This is a genomic window from Leeuwenhoekiella sp. MAR_2009_132, assembly GCF_000687915.1.
Taxonomy (GTDB): domain Bacteria; phylum Bacteroidota; class Bacteroidia; order Flavobacteriales; family Flavobacteriaceae; genus Leeuwenhoekiella.
This window is the reverse complement of the sequence record NZ_JHZY01000004.1, coordinates 1,260,687-1,279,932: the sequence shown is the minus strand read 5'-3', so window position 1 is coordinate 1,279,932 and position 19,246 is coordinate 1,260,687. Positions and strand designations below refer to the sequence as shown.

Below are 19,246 nucleotides of genomic sequence, written 5' to 3'. Positions count from 1 at the left end.
TTTTTTAAAAGTCACCCCGTGTTATATTCTGCTTTAAAAAAGTTTAAGTACCTAGTAATTAATTCTTTTTAAGGTCTAAATAAACCCCATTTGTCCACCCGAAACCATCCTGAGTAGGGTATTCACCGCCACCTGCAACAAGTGAGGTGTCAATCACATTATATTTTTCAAGCATTTTACCGGTGCGTTTATAAACCTGATCGTTTAGGTGTAACCATCTTGAAGAAATTTTTTCAGCAAGAGTATTCTTTCCGTAGATTTCAAGACCACGTACAGCAAGCCACTGGTGAGGCGGCCACCCGTTAGGACTGTCCCATTGCTGGGTGTTAATTTTAAGAGTGGTAACCAGACCTCCCGGTTTTAAAAATTGACTTTCTAAAACTTTAGCTACAGATTCTGCTTGTTGAGGTGAGGCCACTTTAAAATACAGCGGATAGACCATAGCTAGAGAAAGGGTAGGAGATGCAGCTTTTTTTGTTAAGTTGTAATCTGTATAAACCCCTTTATCTGCATCCCATAAATAGGAGTCAATTGCGTCCTTACGAGCGCCTGCGGCTGCGACCAATTCTTCGGCACCTTCTGTGTTGTCATTAAACCTGCGTGCCTTAGCAAGCATCTGTTCAAGATTATAAAGAAGTGCATTTAAATCTACAGGGATGATCTGAGTAGTTTGTATGGTCGCAATATCATTAGGGTCTTCAAACCATCTGCTGCTAAAATCCCATCCACTCTCGCACGCAGCTGAAATATTTAAATATACTTCTGCGGCATTTCTACCAGACTCTTCTGCTGTAGTCACATCTTCAAGATAACTTTCTGCACGAGGGGTAGTGGTATTACTGTAATATCTGTTTAATAAGCTTCCGTCTGGCATTTTTACAACACGGTCTATGGCAGAATCTTCGGTAAGACCTTCTCCTCCTTTCATCCAAAAATCATATTCTTTTTCAAGAGCATCGTGGTATTTTAAAAACACTTCTTTTTCCTCTTTAATACTTGCAAGAAGGTTTACCATTTCTGCAAAAAATGGAGGTTGTGATCTGCCTAGATAATAAGTTCTGTTACCATTAGGGATAAAACCTATAGTCTCTATTTGATATGCAAAGTTGTCTAAGATATTTTCAATTAATTCAACCTCACCGGCATCTTTCAATCCTAATAAAATAAAATAACTATCCCAATAATAAACCTCTTGAAAACGACCGCCGGGTACAATATAGGCTTTGGGTAATGAGATTCTAGAACCATTTTCTACCGCATCTGCATCTCTTTTTAAATAGGGCCAAAGTGCATTAATATGTTCTGCTGTTGTACGAGTAGTATCAGATTCAAAAGTTGAAGTAGAAATCTCAGGTAGTGTAAAATTCTCAAGTACAAATGCTTTTAAATCAAAATCAGGAAGATCTTTAAGACGTTTGTAATTTGCTAAAATACTGTCTGAAGGAAATTTAGGCTCGCAATCTACAAATGTTTTTCCGTCAGGAAATATGCGATTAGTTTGTACGTCTATAAGGAGATCTCCGTAACGATCTATAGGATCTAGATTTTTATTAGGAAAATTTATTGGTTCCTGTATTGCAGAATCTGTTTGTGATTCTTTTTTACAGGAAGTAACTGATAACGTCATTAGGATTGCGAGTATTAGGGAATAGCATTTAATCATATCAGATTTTATTTAGTGCTAAAAAGCCCAAAAATTAATCAGTTCTGATAACTTTTGGGCTTATAGTTTGTATTTAAGTGTTGCAGCTTTACTCTACAATAAACTTACCTTTCATTACACTATAATGACCGGGAAAACTACAGATAAAGTCATAAGTACCAGGCTCTGGTGCATCAAATTCTATAGTATCTGACTGGCCGCCACCTAGCATTTTTGTATTTACGATTACCGCGTCTGTACCTTCAGGAATATAGCCATTGTCTCTTGCTGCAGAAGCTTTAGCTCCAAATGCAGGAATCTCTGTGCCTTGGGTTAATAAAACAAAATTATGACCCATAACTTCAACAGGTTGTTTACCAGTATGACGTAAGGTTAATTTTACTTTTTTACCCGCAGCAACGCGTATTTCATTTTTATCAAACTGCATTAAATCTGTAGCTAGAAGAACAACTTCAGTTACATTTTCGTCAGCTTTTTTTGACGTAGATGTATTGTTAGCGCCAATTTTTACAGTTTCTTTTTCTTCCTTATTTTCTTTATCTCCGCAGTTTACAAGTAATAGAGAAAGTGCAAAAATAAGTGTGAGTTTAAATGTTTTCATTAGTTTTTATTTAGGTAAGGGCTAATATACGTAACAATTTAGAGTGTGCCAACACTCTCTGAGTGTTAATAGGAATACTTTAAGATTTAAGGGTGTGCACGTTAAAAAATGCTAATGTGCGCTCTTCATTATACGTAGTTCTTCGTGTAGTCATAAAACCTACATGCCCCCCTTTTTCGGGCATCTCAAGATGTATAAATGGATGCGATCTAGAAACAGAAACAGGATAACATTTCTCATTAAGAAAACTATCGTCTTTAGCGTTTAAAAGTAATACCGGTACTTTTATTTGATTTAAAAACTGACTGCTGCTGCTCTTTGTGTAATAGTCAAGAGCGTCTTTAAAGCCGTGGGCAGGAGCTGTATAATACTCATCAAATAAGCGCAGCGATTTAATTTTCCTGTAATTTTCTGCATTTAACTCTCCGGGAAAATTAGTGAGTTTCATCTTGTATTTAGCTCGTAAATCTTTAAGAAATGACCATCGGTAAATCCAGTTTCCACTTCTTTCTAAGGCGCCTAAAGAATCAAATAAATCTATGGGAGTAGATATGGCAACAGCAGCAATAATGTTATCTGGTCGCTCTCGGTTTTCTCCTAAATATTTTAAAATGAGATTGCCGCCAAGACTAAAGCCACATAAATATAATTGGGTGTTTTTCTTTAAGCTATTAATGTGACTAATAATTTCAGCCACATCTTCTGATGCTCCAGAATGATACGATCTTAATTTAGTATTAATCTCACCGCTACAGCTGCGTAAATTTATGGCTGCACAATCATAACCATGTTGTATGAGTTGCTTTACGGTTCCTAACATATAGGTCCTTTTAGCGGTGCCTTCAAGACCGTGAAAGAGTAATACAGTTTTTGACAGTTTACTGGTACTCTTAGAATAACTCCAATCGATATCAATAAAATCACCGTCAGATAAAATAACGCGTTCCCGTTTTTGGTAAACGCCATACACGCGTCTTAACTTGGCGGCAAAAATAGTGTTAAAATGTGCGTTTTTGAAAGGGCCTTTAGCTGTATATGTAGATTCAATTAATGGCATTAATAGAGAATATCGTCTTTAGGTTTTATACTTTCGGGTAAATTTTCTTCATCAAGCATATCCCGTAAATCTATTTCAATAGTACGACAGAGGGCGGTCATAGGCACATCATTAGCTTTGCCTTCAAAAGGATCTTCACTGTTATCTCCTACATATTCCATAGTGGTAAAAATCCACATAATTAGAATGGTAAATGGGATCATTTGTAAAAACATAAAAGCAATTTGCCTAGCGGGTTCGATATCTTCTGAAACGTGATTTTCAAAAATATTTAGTAATCCCAGCGGAAGCAGTAATACAAATATCCACGTAAAAACTTTTGAAAAATAACCGTATTGTCTGGGAAATGGGGTGTTTTTTATACGCTCACACATTCCCTGAAAATCATAGAATTTTGCTAAGGCTTCCTGTAACTGCATTTCTTGAAAGCCATCTATAACCTGATCTTTTCTCAAACGCTGTATTATTAATGCCTGATTTTTTAAAAGGTGTGTAGCAGGGTTTGCCCGGTCTTTTGTCTCCTCATACTCGCTTTGCCCTACATATTGATGTACTTCACTACTTTCTTGATTGCGCTCTGCATGACGGTCAAAAAGACGTTCTACTAAGGCACCTTCCTGAAGGGTCCAGGTACGAGGCTGTCTCAATTGAACGCGTAATGCATTGAGCCAGGCGATATGTCTGTAAAATAAATCTCTCCTTATTTCTTTCTCTGCAATAGGGTCATCTATACTTATAAGACTTAATACTCGTATACCCCAGGTGCGACTCCAGTTTACAATCATTCCCCAAATTTTACGACCTTCCCAAAAGCGATCATAACTCTGACTGTTTTTAAAGCCAAGGTAAAAGGAAACAGCAATACCAATAACTGTTAGAGGTTCAAAGGGAATATCTATAAAATACCAGCCTAAATAGTGGTAAACAAAAAAAATAGCTAAAGAATATACCAGAAAAAACAGAAGCTCTTTCCACGTGTATCGCAAGATTAATTTCCAGCTTATATTTCTTCTAATTAACATATAAATAATATTATTTCAGCCAAAGATAAAGGCATTTGATGCGACTGTAATACGTATTAAGGTAATTTTAAATAGTATGCACGCATAGGATATTTCAATATATTTGCGTTTTAATAGAGACTTATGTACACTAAACAATTTGAAATACGCTGGAGTGATATTGATGCAAATAGACATCTGGCGAATAGCGCATATATAAATTTTATGAGTCATACACGAATGGCTTTCTTAATGGAAAATGGATTTGGTCATCAAGAAATGGCTAAGTATAACATAGGCCCGGTAGTATTTTATGAGCATATGTATTATTTTAAAGAAGTATTTGCAGGGAAGCCTGTGACGGTATCCCTACAGTTAAAGGGTATCGCAGAAGACGGGATGTATTTTGAATTCTTGCATAATTTTTACGATCATAATGGCCGAAATTTTGCAAGTTGCGAAATGATGGGTGCCTGGATTGATTTAAAAGAACGAAAACTTACGGCATTGTCCGAAGAGCTTATCGCTAATCTTGCTAAATTAGAACATACAGAAGATTTTAAAATTCTTACCAAAGAAGATACACGCAGATACGGCAAGAAACCCCAGGATTTAAGTTAAGAAATAGCGGCTTTACTTGTGCGGGTAGATAAATAGACACCTGCAAATATTAAAAGTCCTGCTATTGCGCGTATGGGAGTAATCTTATCTGCACCTACTAGAACTGCAAAAATAACAGCTATTAGAGGCTGTAAATAGATAAAGGCTCCCACAGTAGAAGCTTTTAAAGTTTTTAAGGCGTAGAGGTTGAGAAAATAGGTAGAAAATGTGGTGCCGGCAACTACAAATATCATAATCCATATTGCATTTGATGGCAGTTCTAACCAGTTTACAGCGGTAAATTCGTTTAGCGTAAAAGGTAAGTTAAGAATAACACCGCCAAGAAATAGCCATTTCATTAATGTTATTGTTGAGTACTTGTGAGTGATGGGTTTGACTAAAATAAGGTAAACTGCATATGTTGCCCCATTTACAAAAAACAACACATTACCTAAGGGTATATTAGGTGCATTAGGTTGCTGCGATGCGCCAAATAGTACAAGTACCAGTGCTCCAAGCATCCCTATAGCGATTCCTAAAATTTTAATAAGGCTTATTTTTTCTTTAAGAAAAATTGCAGAAAGTACTAAGAGTATTACTGGAGAAAGTGTAATAATAACCGAACTATTAATAGGAGTAGAAAGGCTTAATCCCTTAAAAAATGCAAGCATATTAATAAACATACCAAAAACAGCGCAACCAAGTAATCTCCAATAATCTTTAGAATCTATTTTTTCTGATTTTGTAAAAATACTCGCCAACCAGAATAAAGCAGCTGCGCCTACAACGCGCAATAGTATAAAGCCATAAGCTCCTATGTAATTAGGCATGACTCCTTTTGCTAATGTATGATTTATACCATAAATGGTGCTGGCACCGGTTGCTGCGAGAAGCGCTAATACGCGTTTATTCATATCAGCTTATGAGTGTATTGAAGCTTTAGCTTCTTCTACTACTTTTTTACTGTTGCCTATAAAAATTTTGTCATTGTTTACAATTACCGGTCTTTTTAGAAAGGTATAGTGTTCTAAAATAAGTTCTTCAAAATCAGGCTCCTCAAGTTTTTGTGTATTTAAACCACGTTCTCTGTAGAGTCGTGCGCGCTTATTGAAGAGCATCTCAAAGCTTCCGGTTAGATTATGCAATTCGTTAAGTTGCTCCTCAGATATGGGGTCGGTTTTTAAATCCTGCTTAATAAATGCTGAAGGCAGTGCGATTTCTTTTAAAATGCGGGCGCAGGTATCGCAGGTAGATAAATAATAGACTTTTTTCAAAATACGAAGTTTAAAATATTCTTCAAGTTACAAAGTAATTGCTTTTACTTCTAAAATAGTACTTTTAGAAAAAATTTAAAACCATGCCCTTTACATTAGAGTATACACTCGATATAAGTCGTAAGAATCGCGAAATATTTAAAGGTTTTCTAAAGACAATATCGCTCAAAGATTTAAATAAAATACCTGCGGGCTTCAATAATAACATCATTTGGAATATTGCGCACGTTATCGCTACACAGCAGGTTTTGGTGTATATCCTTTCTGGTGTAAAGCCTCGTGTATCTTCAGAGTTTATAGAAATGTACCGCAAAGGAACTAAACCTGAACGCGATATTTCTCAGGAAGAATTAGTTGAGATATGTGAACTCTTAAGCATTACCATAGACCATACAGCTACAGATTATGTCGCTGGTGTATTTAATGAATTTAAAGAATATACGGTATCTACCGGAAGCACCTTAAGTAATGTAGACGATGCATTGGCTTTTAATAATTTTCATGAAGGCATTCATTTAGGCTCTGTACTGGCCTTACGCCATGCTATAGGTTTGGTTTAATAAACGGAGCAACCTCGCTTAACGCGATCTTAATTATTATTTGACCTTCAGCATAGGAAGCTACTTCATATGGGTTGTAAATTAAAATCATTTCGTTTTCAGTAAATCCTATATTAGCCGGTAAAATAAAGCTATCATTTTCAAAGAAATAACCAGTACTGTTAATGCTTTCATTTTCAGGAATTTCTTTTTGATTTCTAAATTTTTGCTCCACTAATTTTAGAAAAGCGGGTAGATCATTAATTAGATTTTCCGGGCTAAGAGATTTTCCGTTTTGTTTATCAATATTTAGATAGGTGGTGCTTCCATAACCGTGTGCTCCTCCCCAAAAACTATAAGTGTCAAAAATGATACTTAGTAGTTCTTCGCCATTGTAGCTGGTTGTCGAGTTGCTGGTAAATACATAGCCGGCACTTGTTTCGGGAAACTCATCCTGATAACTTCTGTAACTTGAAATAAAATTTGCGATGGCCTTATCTAGCGTTTTTATTTCGGGGCTTTCGTCTGGGTTGATGATAAGATTGCTTATAAGAATGCGCTCTATAGCATTATTGATAGAATCAGATAATTCGTCTGGACCCTGAGCAGTTAATTTATTAATTTCAATTTCAGGACATATGCCATTTTTACATGTTTCTAGAGTGGTTGCATTGTAAATGGTATTTTTAAAAGCTAACGGAGATTCCTTTTTTTGACAGCTAATTACAACAGATAGTATTACGTAAAAGCAGAAGTATTTTTTCAAATTAATAATTTTTTGCCTGTTAAACATAGGATAAAGGTACATTGATTTTTGGCAAAGCTTACTTAGCAAGGTACATTTACGGTACGATTTAATAAAAGTTTAAAATTTATGAAATTCAATACTAAGACGATACACGGTGGTCAGCACAACACAGATCCTGCTTATGGTAGTGTAATGCCTCCTATCTATCAAACTTCTACTTATTCTCAAACAACCCCGGGTGGTCATAAAGGTTTTGAATATTCCCGTAGTGGTAACCCTACACGTAAAGCTCTTGAAAATGCATTGGCAAGTATTGAAAATGGAAATTTTGGTTTGGCTTTTGGTTCAGGATTAGCAGCAATAGACGCAATTTTAAAGCTTTTTAAGCCCGGTGATGAGATTATTTCTACAAACGATTTGTATGGTGGGTCCTACCGGTTATTTACAAAGATTTTTGAAGGTTTTGGTTTAAAATTTCGTTTTGTAGGGATGCAGGATACTTCAAAGATTGAAAATGTAATAACAGATAAAACAAAACTTATTTGGGTAGAAACACCTACAAACCCAATGATGAATATTATAGATATAGAGGCAGTTTCAAAAGTAGCAAAAGCACATAATTTACTCTTAGCTGTAGATAATACATTTGCCACACCTTACTTGCAACAACCTTTAGATCTGGGCGCAGATATCGTTATGCACAGTGTAACAAAGTACCTGGGCGGTCATAGCGATTTAGTTCTGGGGGGACTTATTGTAAAAGATAAAGAGCTGGCAGATAGGTTATACTTTATTCAAAATGCAAGTGGAGCTGTTTGTGGACCACAGGATAGTTTTTTAGCGCTACGCGGAATTAAAACACTTCATGTACGTATGCAGCGTCATTGTGAAAATGGAAAGGCAGTTGCACATTTCTTAAAAGAGCATCCTAAAGTTGATAAGGTTTACTGGCCTGGTTTTGAAGATCACCCTAACCACGATATCGCAATGAGGCAAATGAACGATTTTGGCGGAATGGTTTCTTTTACAACTAAAAATGATTCGCTTGAAGGCGCAGTTTCAGTCGTTGAAAATTTAAAAGTATTTACTCTTGCTGAAAGTTTAGGAGGCGTTGAAAGTCTTGCGGGACACCCGGCGAGTATGACGCATGCAAGTATACCCAAAGAAGAGCGTGAAAATTTAGGAATAAAAGATTCTTTAATACGATTGAGTGTGGGTATAGAAGATATAGATGATCTTCTAGAAGATTTAAAACAAGCTCTAAACTAGAGCGATAATTGTAGTTTTAGAAATTGAGATAGTAGATATACCCAATATTTAGCCAGACTATAGAATCATCATATCTATTGGGCGGGTAAAACTCTTCATCAGGATTTAGGCCATCTACCCAGTTAGAGTAATATTTGTGATAGCGCAGCTCTAGGTTTATATCGCTTAATTCGCCTATTTTGTATCTGATACCTACGCTTCCTGTGAGCGCCCAGGTATTGCCAGAGCTATCGTCAATACCGCCTAATTTACCATCACCTATAAGAAAATCATCAAAATAGATATCTTCAGGCGTTGCTCCTTCAACATCCTGAATAGAAGAGTAGGATGGGTTAAAGCCTACATAGTGAGCTCCTAAACTTATATAGGGTGCTACTTTATAGCCACCTGCTTGAAAATCACGAATACTTTTAGGGAAATATTCAATCTGCATACCTAATTCAAAAACGAGAGAAGACCCTTTGTGATCTCTTAAGTCGTAACCTTCGGGGGTTTCTTTTTGAGACTCAATACCCTCGTGTGTAAACTTGGAGTAGTGTAAATCTGCTTCCGTTCTTAATTTAAAATGGTCGTTAAAGTATTTATCCCGTGTATAGCAGTTACAATCAGAGCGATAAGCGAAGTTCATATAATGAACAATACCAACCCCAATCCCTATATTATTCAAATTTGTATCTACATTTTCGCGCAAACCAAAATCAGATTGAAAAAGTAAGGGGCCTGCGATTATTCCTACTTCATTTGAGAAGCCAAACTGAGCATTGCTTTTGAAAGGCATTGACAAACAGATGAATAATACCGCAAAGAGGATTTTGGTATTCATTGATAATTGGGGATATTTATACGACAAATATACTAAAACATCCGATTTAACCTAAAATTATGCACTTCCCAGAATATTACATTTAAAAAATATAAAAATACAGACGCTATATTAAGAATATGGAAAATTTATACCCTTATTTTTATTGATATTATATATTTGCACTGCATTAGCGTGTAGAATATTATAAATAGTAAAAACTTTAATATGTCAGATAGCATTAAGAAGTTCGTTGACTCTGTAGAAAAGGCAAATCCTAATGAACCAGAATTTATTCAAGCGGTTCAGGAAGTTGCAGAAACTGTAATACCTTTTATAGAGAATAACCCAAAATATCAAGATAAAAAATTGTTAGAGCGCATGGTAGAACCAGAGCGTGCAATTTTATTTAGAGTACCCTGGGTAGATGATAAAGGAGAAACGCAAATAAATAAAGGGTATCGTGTAGAATTTAATTCGGCTATAGGTCCTTATAAAGGTGGTCTTCGTTTTCATCCTTCAGTAAATTTAAGTATTCTTAAGTTTTTAGGTTTTGAGCAGGTTTTTAAAAACAGCCTTACTTCCCTACCTATGGGTGGTGGTAAAGGCGGTTCAGACTTTAATCCCAGAGGTAAGAGTGATGCTGAGGTTATGCGTTTTTGCCAGAGTTTTATGACAGAATTATACCGTCATATAGGTCCTAATACAGATGTTCCTGCCGGTGATATAGGTGTGGGAGGTCGTGAAATAGGTTATATGTTTGGTCAATACAAACGTATACGTAATGAATTTACAGGTATTCTTACCGGTAAGGGGCTTTCCTACGGAGGTTCTAAAATACGTCCTGAAGCTACAGGTTATGGAAATGTATATTTTACTAAATATATGTTGAATAATATAGGGGAGAAGCTTGCCGGTAAAACGGTAGTCATTTCCGGTTCTGGAAATGTTGCTCAATATGCAGCAGAAAAGGCAACGCAGCTTGATGCAAAAGTTATTACCATGTCAGATTCTGACGGTTTTATTTACGATGCAGCCGGTATAGATAAGCACAAGCTTGCTTACATAATGGAAATTAAAAATGAGCGTCGCGGCCGTATTAAGGAGTATATAGATAAATATCCTGATGCAGAATTTCATGAAGGTAAAACACCTTGGGGTGTCAAATGTGATATTGCGCTTCCGTGTGCAACTCAAAATGAGTTAGACAAAAAAGACGCAGAATTACTGGTTAAAAATGGAGTAATGAGCGTAGGTGAAGGGGCGAATATGCCTTGTACACCAGAAGCTGTTGAGGTTTTTGTAAAAGCTAAAATCTTATTCTCACCAGGTAAAGCTTCTAATGCAGGTGGTGTTGCTACATCAGGGTTAGAAATGTCTCAAAACAGTATCAGATACAACTGGTCTGCAGAAGAAGTAGATCAAAAACTTCACGAGATTATGTACGATATTCATAAAGCCTGTGTAGAATATGGTACTCAAGAAGATGGTTTTGTAGATTATGTAAAAGGTGCAAACATAGCAGGCTTTGTAAAAGTGGCAGATGCTATGCTGGCGCAGGGAATTGTATAAGAAAAGATTTCTTTTCAAATAGATTAAGACCCCGATACCGCTTCGGGGTTTTTTTATGGCATAAATTGTACTTTTAGCTTCTTATTAAGGCCATTTGATGATCAAAAAAATCCTTTTTATATTGGTTTTTTTATTCCCTTTACTGTGTATAAAGGCACAGAGTTATGCAGATTTCTGGACGGGTTATTTTTCTTACAATACTATTGTTTCTATTTCTGAGGGAGATGCTGAAATTTATGCGGCATCACAAAATTCTGTATTTAGTTACGCGCTTAATTCAAACGCAATTAAAACCTTTTCTACAATTGAAGGGTTAACAGGTGAAGCGATAAGTACCATACACTACAGTAAATCAACCGGAATTCTCTTTGTAGGCTATTTTTCAGGATTAGTTGATCTGGTAAAACCAGACGGCAGTGTTTCAACTTTAGTGGCAATACGTGATAAACCGGCAATTCTTCCGTCAGAAAAAAAGATAAATGATTTTTATGAAAACGGCAACACCCTTTACATTGCTACGGGTTTTGGTATTTCTCTTTTTGACCTTGCGAGATTAGAATTTGATGATTCGTACTTTATAGGTGATAATGGTGCGCGCATTCCTATTTTACAAACTACAATTTTTGAAAATTATATTTATGCAGCGTCACCTACAGGTGGTTTGCGAAGGGCTTTGGCAACTGCCGACAATCTTATTGATTTTAGAAACTGGGAGACCGTAGATTCCAGGAGTTGGCTGGGAATACAAACATTAGAAAATTCTCTTTTCGGTATAACAGCAGATCAAAATTTGCAACAATTAGCAGCAGATTCATTTAATGCAGTTGCATCTTTTTCAACACTACCAAAACAATTAAAAGCTTCTGATAGTGATTTGATTGTAACTCTTAATGACGAGATTCTATTATTCAATGCTCAGGGAAGTTTGATTTCTAGGATTATGTCGAGTTCTCAATATCCTGATAATTTTAATGCAGCTCTCACTTTTGAAGACCAACTGTATACCGGTACACAACAAAACGGACTATTAATTAGCTCTAAAACTACGCTTGAAGATGCGATTAGAGTCATTCCAGACGGGCCATCGCGCAATGATCCTTTTGCGATTGAAGCTGCCCCGGGAGAATTATGGGTTGCATACGGGGATTATAGTGATGCCTATAATCCGTATCCTTTAAAACAACGCGGAGTGAGCAATTTAAGCGAAGAGGGTTGGTTAAATATTCCGTTTAATGAGCTTTTAGGGGCAAATAACATTACAAATATCACTTTTAATCCAGAAGATAACAGTAAGGTGTTTATGAGCTCATACAATTCGGGACTATTAGAGTTTGCAAATAAAATACCTGTACAGCTTTACGATGAGACTAATAGTGGGCTAAGTGATGTACCTGTAAATCCTACAGATGTGCGTATTAATGGTGCAGCATTTGATCGAGAGGGTAATTTATGGCTTACAAATAGTCTTGTAAAAAACGCACTTGCTAAAAAAACGGGTGCTACTATTCAAGGAATTTCTGTAGAAGATATTTTACCAGATTTTAATCAAATTAACGGCTATACGCAATTAGTCACAGATCGAAGAGGCTTTGTATATTTTGGGTCATCAAACCGCGGATTATTAGGTTACAACCCTGCTACCAATACCTTTGCCCGTCTTAATGCAGAGCGCTCAAACTTACCTTCTAATGCGGTACTTTCTTTGGCGATTGATGCTAATGGTAGTTTATGGATGGGTACTTCAGCAGGTTTACGGGTATTATTTAATCCTTCTCAAATGTTTGAAAATCCCGAAATTCAAGCGCGGGAAATTATTATAGAAGACAATGGTATAGCGGTAGAGCTACTTAGTGAGCAGGTAATACGCGCTATTGCTGTTGACGGTAATAATAATAAATGGATTGGGACTGTATCTAGCGGTGCGTTTAGCTTTAATGCTAATGGTCAGGAAACCCTACAAGAATTTAACCGACGCAATTCACCCTTGCCTTCAGATAATATTCAGGATATTACCATTGATGATGCGTCTGGTGAGGTCTTTTTTGCAACTCCTTTAGGCTTAGTTTCTTTTAGAGGAAATGCGGTAGCTCCAGAAGAAACCTTAGACAATGCCCGGGTCTATCCCAATCCTGTTAGACCGGGATTTAATGGTTTAGTAACTGTAGATGGATTAACGGAAAATGCAAACATTAAAATCACAGATCTTAATGGTAATCTGGTGTATGAAGAGGTTTCTGAAGGAGGAAGTATACAATGGGATACAACCGCTTTTGGAAAATACAGAGTTGCCTCTGGTGTTTATTTTATTCTGATTACTGGAGAAGATGCCACGGAAACTAAAATCGTTAAACTCATGATTATACGCTAATGTTAGTAACCACACGTGCGTTAGTGATTTCGGCTTTAAAATATGGCGAGGCAGATTTAATTGTTAAATGTTTTACCGAAGAAGCGGGTCTTAAATCTTATTTGTTGCGTTCTATTTTAAAGTCAAAAAAGGGAAAGCTTCGTACGGCTATGTTTCAACCTGCAACGCAGCTTGAAATCGTTGCGATGCACAAAGATAAAGGTACTTTAGAAAGTATTCGTGAGGCAAAAGTTATACAACCCTATGTGAGCTTACATACAGATATTTTGAAGTCGAGTATTGTTCTTTTTCTTTCAGAAATGTTGCGTAATGTTATTCAGGAAGAAGAAGAGAATAGGCCGATGTATGCCTATTTAGAACATGCTTTTATGTGGCTCGATTTGCATACGCACACCGCTAATTTTCATTTATTATTTCTTCTGGAGCTCACTAAGTATTTGGGCTTTTATCCCGATACTTCAAATATAGATTTACCAAATTTTAATCTGGAGTCGGGTAATTTTGAGCGTATAGAAACTTTATACAGTATTTCCGAAGAAAATTTAGACACATTAAAAAGTCTTCTGGGTACAAATTTTGATGCATTATCTGGCATAAAATTGAACCAGAAACGCAGGGCGGCCTTTGTAAATATGCTTTTGAGCTATTATGAATTACATTTGCACAGCTTTAAAAAACCCCGGTCTCTGGCGGTTTTAAGCACGCTTTTTAACTAATCACAACCTATGCGCTTACCTTATATTTCGGTATTTTTTTTACTAAGCTTTTGCCTTGTTCACGCTCAGAAAATTACAGTTTATGATAATTTGAGTCAGGTTCCGGTTGAAGGTGCGGCACTTTATAATGCGACAAAAACAAGCACTGCAGTAACAAATGATAAGGGCATCGTAGATATATCACTATTTACAAATTCTGAAACCATTTATATTTCTCACGTTTCACATATTCTTAAAAAAACAACTAAGGCGGCTCTGATTGCTTCGGGTAATCAAGTGTTTTTGATAGATGATGAGAACCAACTGAATGAAGTGGTGCTTTCGGTTTCAAAATTTGAACAACAAGCACGTGATATCACTCAAAAAGTTATTCGGCTTGATGCAGAAGATGTAGAACTTAAAAACCCGCAGACTGCTGCAGATTTTTTGAGTCAGAGTGGGCAGGTCTTTGTGCAGAAAAGTCAGTTGGGCGGTGGCAGCCCTATGATTAGAGGTTTTTCTACAAACCGTTTGTTGATTACCGTTGACGGTGTACGTATGAATACCGCCATATTTAGATCGGGAAATCTTCAGAATGTAATCAATATAGACCCATTTACTATAGATCAAACTGAAGTTATTCTAGGTCCCGGTTCTGTCGTTTATGGTAGTGATGCGGTAGGTGGTGTGATGAATTTTTATACAAAAAAGCCGTCATTTTCTTTTGAAGAAGGAACTTCTTTTTCCGGAATGGCCTTAAGTAGGTATGCAACCGCAAATAACGAAAAGACAGGACACCTTGATATTAATTTCGGTTTAAAAAAGTGGGCTTTTCTAAGTAGTATAAGTTATTCTGACTTTGACGACCTGCGTATGGGTGGGCATGGTCCCGATGATTATCTAAGACCAGAATACGTTAAAATTATAGATGGTGTTGATACTGTTGTAGATAATAAAGACCCTAAAATTCAGACTCCTACAGGATTTGAATTGCTTAACCTCACTCAGAAAGTGCGTTTTATGCCTAATAGTATTTGGGATTTTAATTTGGGTTTGCATTATAGCACCACTTCAGACTATTCTAGATACGATCGTTTAACACGTAAACGCGGTGATCAATTGCGTTCTGCTGAGTGGTATTACGGTCCGCAGACATGGTTTTTAGGAAATATTCAGGTAGATAAAAAGGGGAATGGTGATATTTATGATGACGCAAAAGTAACCGCGGCTTACCAATATTTTAAAGAAAGTAGAAACGACCGGGATTTTAGAAAACCTACACTATATTCAACCGAAGAGCAGGTAAATGCCTATTCCTTAGGACTAGACTTTACTAAAAAACTTTCTGAAAACAGGTTATTTTACGGTTTAGAATATGTGTACAACAAAGTAAATTCCTTCGGAAATCAAACCAATGTAGAAACTGGTGAGCGGGCTGCAACAGCCAGTAGATATCCTGATAATTCGAGTTGGCAATCTCTAGCTGCCTATTTAAGTGGCCAATTTAATCTTGCTGAAAAATTAACCCTTCAAACAGGCTTGCGCTACAATCATATTTTAATTAACGCTGCGTTTGACGATACTTTTTATGACTTCCCTTTTGAAAAAGCAGATGTAAACTTTGGAAACCTCACCGGTTCTGCAGGGTTAAACTGGCAGACTAGTGACATGCTCGATTTAAAATTAAATCTGGGGACGGCCTTTAGAGCACCTAACATAGACGATATAGGTAAAATATTTGATAGTGAGGCGGGTTCTGTTGTGGTGCCTAATCCTAATTTGAAAGCAGAGTACGCCTACAATGCAGAGATAGGTGCGGCACTTAAAGTTGGCGAATCACTCAGATTGGATTTAACAACTTATTACACACATTTAGAAAATGCATTAGTGCGTCGCGATTTTAATCTTGAAGGGGTAACTGTTATTGATTATCAGGGCGAGCCCAGCAATGTGCAGGCGATTCAAAATGCAGCACGTGCTGAGGTTTATGGTATCGAAGCCGGTTTAGAGTATTTATTTGCTAAAAATGTGAAGTTCACCGCTCATATCAATATTACAGAAGGTAGCCAGGAAGAAGATGATGGCAGCGATGCGCCCTTACGCCATGCGGCTCCATTATTTGGGAATACGCATTTAATTTACCGACTCAAAAAATGGAAGTTTGACGCCTCTGCAGAATACAATGGGGAGATTGCTTATGCAGATCTTGCACCTTCTCAAATTGCAAATGATTATTTATATGTACTTGATGCAGAGGGGAATCCGTACTCGCCCAAATGGTATACTTTAAATTTGTATAGTGAGTATCAAGTGGCACAAAACTGGAAAGCCACCGCAGCTTTAGAAAACATTACAGATCAGCGCTACCGACCTTATTCTTCGGGGATTTCTGCACCAGGTAGAAATTTGATTTTGGCGTTGAAGTATAGTTTTTAGAATTAAAGATGGTTTCGTTAATAGCTCAGTGTATGTTAAGAAGCCGTTAAGATGTAAAATACCCCCCCCCCAATTATTTTGAAGGATTATTTAGATTGCTCGTAATAATTTAAAAATAGTTTATGAGGCAGTTTTACGTTTTGAACCGTGTATTAGTAATTGGGATTTTCACACTCCTATTTTTTTCCTGTGAACAGGAAGAAGAATTTATTATAACTGAAAGCATTGATAAGGAAGATGCCGTAAATAAAGTTGAAGTACCCAATCTTAATGCGGTACAACGTAACTTAAATCAAAAGCATCTGTCAAAAAACTCTTTCAGAGTTCTGGTTCAATTAAATCAACAATAGACGAAGACTTGCAGATTAATGTGGACTGGGAGCATTCTCACGAAGCTATTTACGATTCTGATCGTCAATTTAACATACTTTATACACATATATAGTATAAATCAAATCAGCGGATTAAAAGCTTCATTGCGTCAGTATTAGTAAATGACAGTTTAGTTTCAAAGGTGATTACTTTAGCCTATTTAGACGAGCCCAGTATTGAGTCTTTAAGCGGTATTTTATTTGTTCACAATCTTGAGGGTGATTTTGAATCAGCCTCAGCCTATAAGAATGGTAAACTAATTAAAAGAGCTATGTCTAATCCTAATAAAACAGCAAATAACAAATCTACAGATAGCGATTGTGTGGAGGATAGAATAGCGTATTTAACTGTTTATGGAATTCAGGGTTATGAAAAATTTTTTCAAGGAGAATGTATTGGCGGGACAACTGTAGTGGTGGATACAAGTGGTGGTGGAATGGATACCTCGACAAATGGCTATACTGATTTTTACATACCTGCTGTTGATGATGGTTTTATTCCAGGTGGTGGCAGTGGGTCAAATACCGGTGGTGGAAATGGAAACAATTTGCCAGATGCAGTGATTTCACCAGATCCCTTTTGGCCCGAGAATGTTTCTCCTAGTAGTTCTGTAATGCTAAGCTTATTGTCTGATTTACAATTAACACTGCAAGAAGAACAATATCTTGATAACCTACCTAATGAAAGCCTATTACTGTATCAAATAAGAGCTTTTCTAGATCAAAATAATAAAAGTCCAGAGGCTAAAGGATTTGTGCGTGAGGTGATTGCTGTTGGGATAGAAGGTGGTGGAGAAGTTTTTTTGGAGGATAGGATAATTAATACACTGAAAGGAAAAGAAAAATGTTTACATACAAAACTAACTTCTGAAGGAAATAATTATGTAAAGAATTTACTTAAAAATTTTCAGGGAGAGTCAGAATTCGATATTTACGTTTCATCGGAATCATATGTATAAGAAGAAGACGGTACTGAGATAAATGGGGCAACTACATTTATTCCAGGAACTAAAAACATTTTGATAGAAATAAATTCTAATCTTGCAAAATATAGAATCTCACTAGGAGTGGCGCGAACAAATCTACACGAGTGTATACACGCTGATATGCTTCGTAAGCTGAATTCTAAACAGTTACTAAACCTTGAAGAAATGAATTTTAAATTGGTATATGAGCATTTTAAAGATAAAAATTTTAATCCCTCTCAAACCCACCACGAAACTATGGCCGAACTTTATGTAGTAGAAATGGCCAAAGCTTTGGAGGATTTTCATAAAAACGCATTGTCTTCTGATTATAACGATTTTATTAATTACTACGGGACTCCACCAAACAGTACATTCTACGAAGCTCTTGCTTGGCGAGGGCTTAAGGACGGGGATGTACAGGCTTGGAAGGATCTTACTCCTAAAGAAAAGCAAGCTATCGATGTCGAAAGCGGTAAACTTAACATGCTCACAAAAAATTGTAATTAAAAGTATGAGATCATTTTTTATAGTTTTCGGGATATTTCAAATAATAACTATTTCTTCATTTGCGCAAGAAATATCAGTAACTGAAACTCAAAAAGAAAAGTTGTTTATAATGCTCGATACAACGTATTATAAACAAGCATTTTGGGATCCAAATATGTATTTCTTGGAAAAACTTACGCCTAGTGAAGGTATATTTTTTAAAATTGACTCGATTTCATTAACCGAGGAATACGACAAAATGTGGGATTTAAAAGAATTTGTAGAGCCGTCACAATTTTATTCGAACGATCATGGGATAATACCTGATATTGAAAAATTCCTGAACTATTTAAATCAAAACTACATAGTTTATATGGTAGATAACCAATGTAAGAGAAAACTGTTTTATAAAGTGTCTTATGGGGTAAGAATGAAGTAAGTGAAAAGAGTAAAAATACTTTAGAATCTATATGATTTTAGTTTCGAATTCTTTTGATGTAATATCTAATTTATCAAGAAGAGGTTTTGACGAACTCGCACCGTCGCAGGTAGGCAATGCCTATTTGTACGCGCTTGACGCTAATGGTAATCCCTACTCGCCGCGTTGGTACACGCTTAATTTGTATAGCGAATACCAGATCGCCAAAAACTGGAAAGCTACCGCTGCCTTAGAAAACATTACAGATCAGCGCTACCGCCCGTATTCTTCAGGAATCTCTGCGCCGGGTAGGAATTTGATTTTGGCAGTGAAATACACATTTTAAGGATTGTTAAACTGCGTTGAATAGCCATTTAT

At 36.4% G+C, this 19,246-nt stretch carries 19 protein-coding genes and 1 pseudogene; 12 read left to right on the top strand and 8 right to left on the bottom strand.

Annotated features, from left to right (window positions below; genetic code table 11):
• Nucleotides 1-58: 58 nt before the first annotated feature.
• The 4 genes from treF to P164_RS13965 all read right to left on the bottom strand — a co-directional run bounded on the left by treF (nucleotide 59) and on the right by P164_RS13965 (nucleotide 4,343).
• Nucleotides 59-1,627, bottom strand: a complete 1,569-nt coding sequence (gene treF / locus P164_RS13980) for an alpha,alpha-trehalase TreF (protein ID WP_234405868.1) — start codon at nucleotides 1,625-1,627, stop codon at nucleotides 59-61.
• A 124-nt stretch (nucleotides 1,628-1,751) separates the two neighbouring features.
• Nucleotides 1,752-2,264 (bottom strand): plastocyanin/azurin family copper-binding protein, encoded by a 513-nt coding sequence (locus tag P164_RS13975; RefSeq protein ID WP_028376955.1) that lies wholly within the window; start codon nucleotides 2,262-2,264, stop codon nucleotides 1,752-1,754.
• Nucleotides 2,265-2,343: 79 nt separating this feature from the next.
• Nucleotides 2,344-3,321: a YheT family hydrolase gene (locus tag P164_RS13970; protein WP_028376954.1), complete on the bottom strand. Its 978-nt coding sequence runs from the start codon at nucleotides 3,319-3,321 to the stop codon at nucleotides 2,344-2,346.
• Nucleotides 3,321-4,343 (bottom strand): bestrophin family protein, encoded by a 1,023-nt coding sequence (locus P164_RS13965; RefSeq protein WP_028376953.1) that lies wholly within the window; start codon nucleotides 4,341-4,343, stop codon nucleotides 3,321-3,323. Before P164_RS13965 ends, P164_RS13970 begins: the two co-directional genes overlap by 1 nt.
• A gap of 123 nt (nucleotides 4,344-4,466) precedes the next feature.
• Between P164_RS13965 and P164_RS13960 the strand changes: the two genes are divergently transcribed.
• Nucleotides 4,467-4,943 carry an acyl-CoA thioesterase gene (locus P164_RS13960; RefSeq protein ID WP_028376952.1) on the top strand — a complete coding sequence of 159 codons (477 nt, stop codon included), beginning with the start codon at nucleotides 4,467-4,469 and terminating at the stop codon, nucleotides 4,941-4,943.
• On the opposite strand, the gene P164_RS13955 is transcribed toward P164_RS13960, so the two are convergent.
• Both P164_RS13955 and P164_RS13950 read right to left on the bottom strand, forming a co-directional pair.
• A complete protein-coding gene (locus P164_RS13955) occupies nucleotides 4,940-5,836 on the bottom strand; it encodes a DMT family transporter (RefSeq protein ID WP_028376951.1) in 897 nt (298 codons plus the stop codon). The two genes, P164_RS13960 and P164_RS13955, sit on opposite strands and share 4 nt — an antisense overlap.
• 6 nt (nucleotides 5,837-5,842) lie before the next feature.
• The gene (locus P164_RS13950; protein ID WP_028376950.1) at nucleotides 5,843-6,196 is read right to left on the bottom strand and encodes an arsenate reductase family protein; all 354 of its coding nucleotides are present in this window, start codon (nucleotides 6,194-6,196) and stop codon (nucleotides 5,843-5,845) included.
• Between the two features lie 83 nt (nucleotides 6,197-6,279).
• On the opposite strand from P164_RS13950, the gene P164_RS13945 reads away from it, so the two are divergent.
• Entirely contained in the window at nucleotides 6,280-6,756 is a 477-nt protein-coding gene (locus P164_RS13945; RefSeq protein WP_028376949.1) for a DinB family protein, read from the top strand.
• Here the strand turns inward: P164_RS13945 and P164_RS13940 are convergent.
• Nucleotides 6,740-7,501 (bottom strand): DUF3298 and DUF4163 domain-containing protein, encoded by a 762-nt coding sequence (locus P164_RS13940; RefSeq protein ID WP_028376948.1) that lies wholly within the window; start codon nucleotides 7,499-7,501, stop codon nucleotides 6,740-6,742. The two genes, P164_RS13945 and P164_RS13940, sit on opposite strands and share 17 nt — an antisense overlap.
• A gap of 105 nt (nucleotides 7,502-7,606) precedes the next feature.
• Between P164_RS13940 and P164_RS13935 the strand changes: the two are divergent.
• Nucleotides 7,607-8,752: pseudogene (locus tag P164_RS13935) on the top strand (cystathionine gamma-synthase); the annotation flags it as partial.
• A gap of 16 nt (nucleotides 8,753-8,768) precedes the next feature.
• Here P164_RS13935 and P164_RS13930 read toward each other — a convergent pair.
• Nucleotides 8,769-9,575, bottom strand: coding sequence for a THC0290_0291 family protein (locus P164_RS13930; protein ID WP_028376946.1), 807 nt, complete (start codon nucleotides 9,573-9,575; stop codon nucleotides 8,769-8,771).
• 207 nt (nucleotides 9,576-9,782) lie between these two features.
• Here P164_RS13930 and gdhA point away from each other — a divergent pair, with 207 nt between their 5' ends.
• The 9 genes from gdhA to P164_RS13885 all read left to right on the top strand — a co-directional run bounded on the left by gdhA (nucleotide 9,783) and on the right by P164_RS13885 (nucleotide 19,214).
• The gene (gene gdhA / locus P164_RS13925) at nucleotides 9,783-11,126 is read left to right on the top strand and encodes an NADP-specific glutamate dehydrogenase (protein WP_028376945.1); all 1,344 of its coding nucleotides are present in this window, start codon (nucleotides 9,783-9,785) and stop codon (nucleotides 11,124-11,126) included.
• 97 nt (nucleotides 11,127-11,223) lie between these two features.
• A complete protein-coding gene (locus P164_RS13920; protein WP_051621360.1) occupies nucleotides 11,224-13,494 on the top strand; it encodes a T9SS type A sorting domain-containing protein in 2,271 nt (756 codons plus the stop codon).
• Entirely contained in the window at nucleotides 13,494-14,210 is a 717-nt protein-coding gene (gene recO, locus P164_RS13915) for a DNA repair protein RecO (protein ID WP_028376943.1), read from the top strand. The genes P164_RS13920 and recO overlap by 1 nt, the downstream gene beginning before the upstream one ends.
• Before the next feature lie 9 nt (nucleotides 14,211-14,219).
• Entirely contained in the window at nucleotides 14,220-16,625 is a 2,406-nt protein-coding gene (locus P164_RS13910) for a TonB-dependent receptor plug domain-containing protein (RefSeq protein ID WP_028376942.1), read from the top strand.
• Nucleotides 16,626-16,747: 122 nt separating this feature from the next.
• A complete protein-coding gene (locus P164_RS13905) occupies nucleotides 16,748-16,975 on the top strand; it encodes a hypothetical protein (RefSeq protein ID WP_028376941.1) in 228 nt (75 codons plus the stop codon).
• 164 nt (nucleotides 16,976-17,139) lie between these two features.
• Complete coding sequence (locus P164_RS13900) at nucleotides 17,140-17,955, top strand: hypothetical protein (RefSeq protein ID WP_028376940.1); 816 nt, start codon at nucleotides 17,140-17,142, stop codon at nucleotides 17,953-17,955.
• 108 nt (nucleotides 17,956-18,063) lie between these two features.
• Nucleotides 18,064-18,471, top strand: a complete 408-nt coding sequence (locus tag P164_RS13895; protein WP_125411780.1) for a hypothetical protein — start codon at nucleotides 18,064-18,066, stop codon at nucleotides 18,469-18,471.
• Between the two features lie 4 nt (nucleotides 18,472-18,475).
• On the top strand, nucleotides 18,476-18,889 hold the full coding sequence (locus tag P164_RS13890) for a hypothetical protein (protein ID WP_028376938.1): 414 nt from the start codon (nucleotides 18,476-18,478) through the stop codon (nucleotides 18,887-18,889).
• A gap of 31 nt (nucleotides 18,890-18,920) precedes the next feature.
• A complete protein-coding gene (locus tag P164_RS13885) occupies nucleotides 18,921-19,214 on the top strand; it encodes a TonB-dependent receptor (RefSeq protein ID WP_028376937.1) in 294 nt (97 codons plus the stop codon).
• The last annotated feature ends 32 nt before the right edge of the window (nucleotides 19,215-19,246 follow it).